The 5002-nt window shown below is 66.6% G+C and carries 3 protein-coding genes; all 3 read right to left on the bottom strand.

The window, feature by feature from the left end; translation table 11 throughout:
* Window positions 1–156: 156 nt before the first annotated feature.
* From PRJ_RS04225 to PRJ_RS04235, 3 genes are read right to left on the bottom strand one after another with little or no spacing between them, the layout of a single operon-like run.
* On the bottom strand, window positions 157–1341 hold the full coding sequence (locus PRJ_RS04225) for an HlyD family type I secretion periplasmic adaptor subunit (RefSeq protein ID WP_104960799.1): 1185 nt from the start codon (window positions 1339–1341) through the stop codon (window positions 157–159).
* A complete protein-coding gene (locus PRJ_RS04230; RefSeq protein WP_003247299.1) occupies window positions 1338–3506 on the bottom strand; it encodes a type I secretion system permease/ATPase in 2169 nt (722 codons plus the stop codon). Before PRJ_RS04230 ends, PRJ_RS04225 begins: the two co-directional genes overlap by 4 nt.
* Window positions 3503–4939 carry a TolC family outer membrane protein gene (locus tag PRJ_RS04235; protein ID WP_104960800.1) on the bottom strand — a complete coding sequence of 479 codons (1437 nt, stop codon included), beginning with the start codon at window positions 4937–4939 and terminating at the stop codon, window positions 3503–3505. Before PRJ_RS04235 ends, PRJ_RS04230 begins: the two co-directional genes overlap by 4 nt.
* Between the last annotated feature and the right edge of the window lie 63 nt (window positions 4940–5002).

Genomic DNA, 5002 nt, shown 5'->3' on the forward strand with positions numbered 1-5002 from the left:
CTGGCCAGGGTGTCCGGCGAGATGCCCACTACTCCGGAGCGCCTGGGACCCTTGTGGGGCATGCCCGCGAAGCGTGCGACGCGGTACATGGCACCGGCTTCGCCGGTGTTCGCGGGCATGCCCGCTCCCACAGGGGGAGGTGTGTAAACGCCTGGATCAGCGTTCACGCAGGGCCTCCTTGGCTCGGTTCAGCGGCTTGATCAGGTAATCGAGGATGGTTTTCTCGCCCGTTCGGATATCCACCGTGGCAATCATCCCTGGCACGATCGCAAAACGCTTGCCGGCCTTGTTTTGCAAGCTGTCCTGTTCGGTGCGGATGAACACGCGGTAGTAGTAGATTTCCGGTTTGACCTCGTCCTGCAGGGTATCCGGCGAGATGCCCACCACCTTGCCGTCCAGCCCGCCGTAGATTGAGTAGTCATAGGCACTGATCTTGACCTTGGCCGCCTGGTCGGGGTGAATGAAGGCGATGTCCCGTGGCGCGATGCGGGTTTCGATCAGCAGGCGTTCGTCCATCGGCACGATCTTCATCACCTGGCCACCAGGCTGCACCACGCCACCCAGGGTGTTGACCTCGATGTCCTTCACGATGCCGCGCACCGGCGAGCGCAGGGTCAGGCGGGTGAGCGAGTCGCTGCGCCCGCGGATCACTTCCGACAGGGCGTCCGCTTCGGCGCTGGCCTTGGCCAGTTCTTCCCGGGCGCGCACCAGATAGTCCGAGCGTGCCTCGTTGGCCTTGAGTTCCAGCTCGGAACGCTGGCGGTTCAGGCGGATCACTTCAACCCGGCTGGAGGCCCCCATCTTTGCCAGGTTCTCGGTGATCTTCAGCTCGCTGCGCACCAGCTGCAACGAGTCCTGAATGCCCGCCAGGGTCTGTTCCAGGCCGCGGCGGCGGGTCTGGTACAACGCGGTTTCGGCATCGATCAGGTCAGGAGAGTCGCGCAGGCTCTCCGGGAAGGTCAGTGGTTTGCCGGTCACCTCTGCCTGCAGGCGGGCCTGGCTGGCCCTGGCAGCGCGGTACTTGGCTTCGCTTTCACCCACACTGGAAGCCGTCTTGGTCGGGTCGAGCTGGGCCAGCACCTGGCCGCGCTCGACCAGGTCGCCTTCGGCCACGCTCATCTGCGCGACGATACCGCCCTCGAACGACTGAATGACCTGCTCTCGCGAACTTGGAATGACCTTGCCTGTGCCGGTGGATACCTCGGTCACCTCGAACCAGGCCGCCCAGGCCAGGAACGCAGCCAGCATCAGCGCGCAGAGGGTGATGATGCGGCCGGCGCGGAATACCGCCTGGTCGTCCTGCCCGTCCAGGTAGGAAGCCGGGAGTTCATGGTTGCTCATGCCTGGGCTCCCTGCAGTTTGGCCAGCGCGGCATCGCGCGCGTCATCGATGACGATGCGCCCGGCGTCCAGCACCAGGATGCGGTCGACCCGCTGCAGAACACTCAGGCGATGGGTTGCGATCACCAGTGTACGGCCCTGACAGAAGCGCTCCAGGTTATCCAGCAGCTTGCGCTCGGTCATGTCGTCCAGCGACGCGGTCGGCTCGTCCAGCAGCAGCACCTGCGGCTGGCGTACCAGCAGGCGCGACAGCACCAGGGCTTGGCGCTGGCCGCCAGACAAGCCCAGGCCTCCTTCGAGGATCAAGTGGTCCATGCCCTTGGGCAGGCGGCGGACGAAGTCCAGTGCGCCAGTGGCGGCCAGCGCGGCCACCAGTTCCTGGTCGCTGGCCTGGCCGGCGCCGAGGGTGAGGTTTTCCCGCAGGGTGCCGTGGAACAGCCTCGCGTACTGCGGCAGCAGGCCGACGTCACGGCGCAGGTCAGCAGGGTCGAGGTGGGCCATGGCGATGCCGTCCAGGCTGATCTCGCCCTGCACCAGGTCCATGGCCCCACCCAGCGCCTGCAGCAAGGTTGATTTGCCGGCGCCGTTGCGGCCCAGCACAGCAATGCGCTCGCCCGGCTGGATATCCAGCCGGCCAATGTTCAGTACTGGCGGGTAGTCTTCGCTGTAGCGGAAGTTGGCCTGGCGCAGGCGGTACTCGCCGTGAATGGCCGGCAGGTGCACGCGGGCTTCGCCTTCGGGGTGGTCGACCGGCGACTGCATCAGCTTGTCCAGGCCTTGCAGCGCGACCTTGGCCTGCTGCCAGCGGGTCAGCACATGGGTCAGCTGGGCGAGCGGTGCCATCATCCGCGATGAAAGCATGGATGCCGCCACCAGGCTACCCGTGGTGAGGTCGCCGGCGATGACCATGGGGGCGCCGATCACGATGACCACGGCAAACACGGCACCCTGCACGTTCTGCGTCCAGGTCACCAGGCCGTTGGTGAGGGTGCGCAGGCGCAGGTTGGTGTGCGCGCAGGCCGCGTTGTACTGGTTCCACTGCCGTTCGAAGCGTGCCTCTGCCTGCAGTGCCTTGATCTCGTCCAGGCCCTGGATACTTTCCACCAGCATGGCGTTGCGCAGCGCCGACTCACGCATCGAGGCATTGGCCAACCGTGCCAGGCGCCGTTGTGCAAGCAACCCGGGCAACACCATGGCCAGCAGCGCGACCAGCGGGATGAACACCAGTACGCCGCCGATCAGCCAGAACACGAACAGGAACAGCAGGAAGAACGGCAGGTCGGCCAGCACCGTGGCGGTGCTGGACGTGATCAGGTCGCGGATCGACTCCAGCTCGCGCAACTGCGAGATGAACGAGCCGGTGGACTTCGGCCGCACCGAGTTGCGCAGGCGCAGGGCATGGCCGTAGACCAGGTCGCTCACCCGCAGGTCGGCGCGCTTGCCGAGCAGGTCGGTCACCTTTAGCCGCAGCAGGCGCATGCTGAAGTCGAACACCAGTGCCAACACCACACCGCCAAACAGGACGTAGAGGGTGGGCAGGGATTCGGCCGGTATGACTCGGTCGTACACCTGCATCGAGAACAGCACGCCGGCCAGCGCCAGCACGTTGGCCACCAGTGACGCGACCATCACCTGCCCATAGGGACGCAGGTCGCGCAGTACGATGCGGGCGAACCAGTGGCGGTCGTAAGGCGCGGTGTAGTCGTCGGTGCGCACATCGCGCAGTGGCCGGGCCGGGCGCAGCAGGGCAACGCGGTTGATACGGCCCTTCAGGGTGTCGCGGGGCAGGCGCGAAGTCAGGCCCTGGTCACCGGCGAACACCACCGCCAGGTCGTCTTCTTCGGTCACCGACTCGACCACCGCCAGCTGCCCGTCGTCCAGCTCCAGCACCAGCGGCGTGCGCCATTGCCGCAGGCCCTTGGCATCGAAGTGCACGAAGCGCAATGCCAGCCCCGCCTGACGTGCCATGTGGCGGAGGATTTCATTTAACGGGCGGGCATCCTCCGCAGCCGCCAGGCGAATACGCTGGGGTGATACGTCCAGGCGGTAATGGTGTGCCACCTGCAACATCACCTCAAGCCAGGGGCCAAGGTCTGGCCGGTGCGCGGCGGCCTGCTCCGGCGCGGGCGCCTGGTTGGGCAGGGTCACATCGATCGAATCACTCATGGCTGGATCTCCACACCTTGCAGGTTGCGCCCCTCAAGGCCAAAGGCCGTGCGCAGGGCGCCGGTGTTGTACAGGCAGTCGACATCCAGGCGCAGCAGATCGGAGCGGGTGCCGGCAAGTTCGAAGCGTGACTGGTAGATCTCCTGCTCGGCGTTGAGCAGGTCGAGCAGTGGCCGTGTGCCCAGGTCCAGGTACTGACGCCCGTAGAGCATGCGTGCCTCCTGAATGCTGACCTGGCGGGCTTCCAGCGAAGTCAGCCGGCGGCCCAGCCCGGAGGTTTGCGCCTTGGCCTCCGCCAGGCCCCGACGCGCCTGCAGCCGTGCGGCGTCTTCGGCGGAGTCGGCGGCGGTCAGCGCGTGGCCGGCAGCGCGGGTGCGGGCGCTGATGGAGCCCCCTTGGTAGATGGGGACTTCGACGTTCAGGTAGATGCCCGCCTGGGTGCGGTCCAGCCGTGCGTTATCGCGGTTGTAGTCGTCGTCCAGGTAATGATTGACCTGCGGTTGCAACGACAGGGTAGGGTAGGCCTCCGCCTTGGCCTGGGCCAGCTCGGCCTGGCCCTGTGCGCGCTGGGCCAGGGCCATCAGCACGGCGGGCAGGCGGTCATCACCCTGAGCAGGGCGCTTGCAGGCCTGGTCCAGCTCGGCGGGTGAGCCCTCGGCCAGTGCCGGAGGGGTAACGCGACCCATCAGCGCCGCCAGGGTCGAGCGCCAGCGCTCGTACTGCGACTGGTACTCCTCCAGGGTGGCACGGGCGCTTTCCACGCGGGACTCGGCCTGTACCACGTCGGAACGGGTGCTGGCGCCCATGTCACTGCGCTGGCGGGCCATGCCGGCAATGTCGCCCACGCCGCGAATCTGGTCGCGGGCAATCGTCATCAGCTGCTCGTAGCGGCGGGTTTCGATCCAGGCATAGGCTGTGTCGCGGGCCAGATCGTCGACCACCAGCAGGATATTGGCCTGTGCCCGGGCGGCGGCAGCCTGGGCCGCGTTGACGGCGCTGTCGACCTTGCCGAAGTCATAGAGCATTTGTTTGAGCGACAGGTTCAGGGCCTGGCTATTGCGGTCGCCGCCATAGCCGGTGTCATAACCGGTGCGGATACCGCCGGAAATCTGTGGGTAATACCCCGCTCGGGCGACGTTGATGCCTTCGCCCTGCTTGTAAAGGTTGCCGATGGCCTCTGTGATGCTCGGGTGCCATTGCGCTGCCTGCAGCACTGCGTCGGTAAGGCTCAGCCGTTCGCCACTGGCGACCGGGGCCATGCCGATGGGGGGGCGGGCGGGCACCGCTTCGGGCGCATCGCGTAGCAGCGACGGCCCGATCTGGCGCAGGTGGGGGTCTATATCATCGGCTGCCTGGGCAACCGGGTGGAAGTTCAGGGCCAGGAGCCCGAAGGCTCCCAGCAACAGCGGTGACAGCGGACTGCTTCGCTTCACATAGTTCCCTTACTGCTGGTCGTCCATGCCGCCGGGCATTCACCCGGCGGGTTTGCAGCGGCC

Source organism: Pseudomonas sp. XWY-1 (assembly GCF_002953115.1).
Classification (GTDB): Bacteria; Pseudomonadota; Gammaproteobacteria; order Pseudomonadales; family Pseudomonadaceae; genus Aquipseudomonas; species Aquipseudomonas alloputida.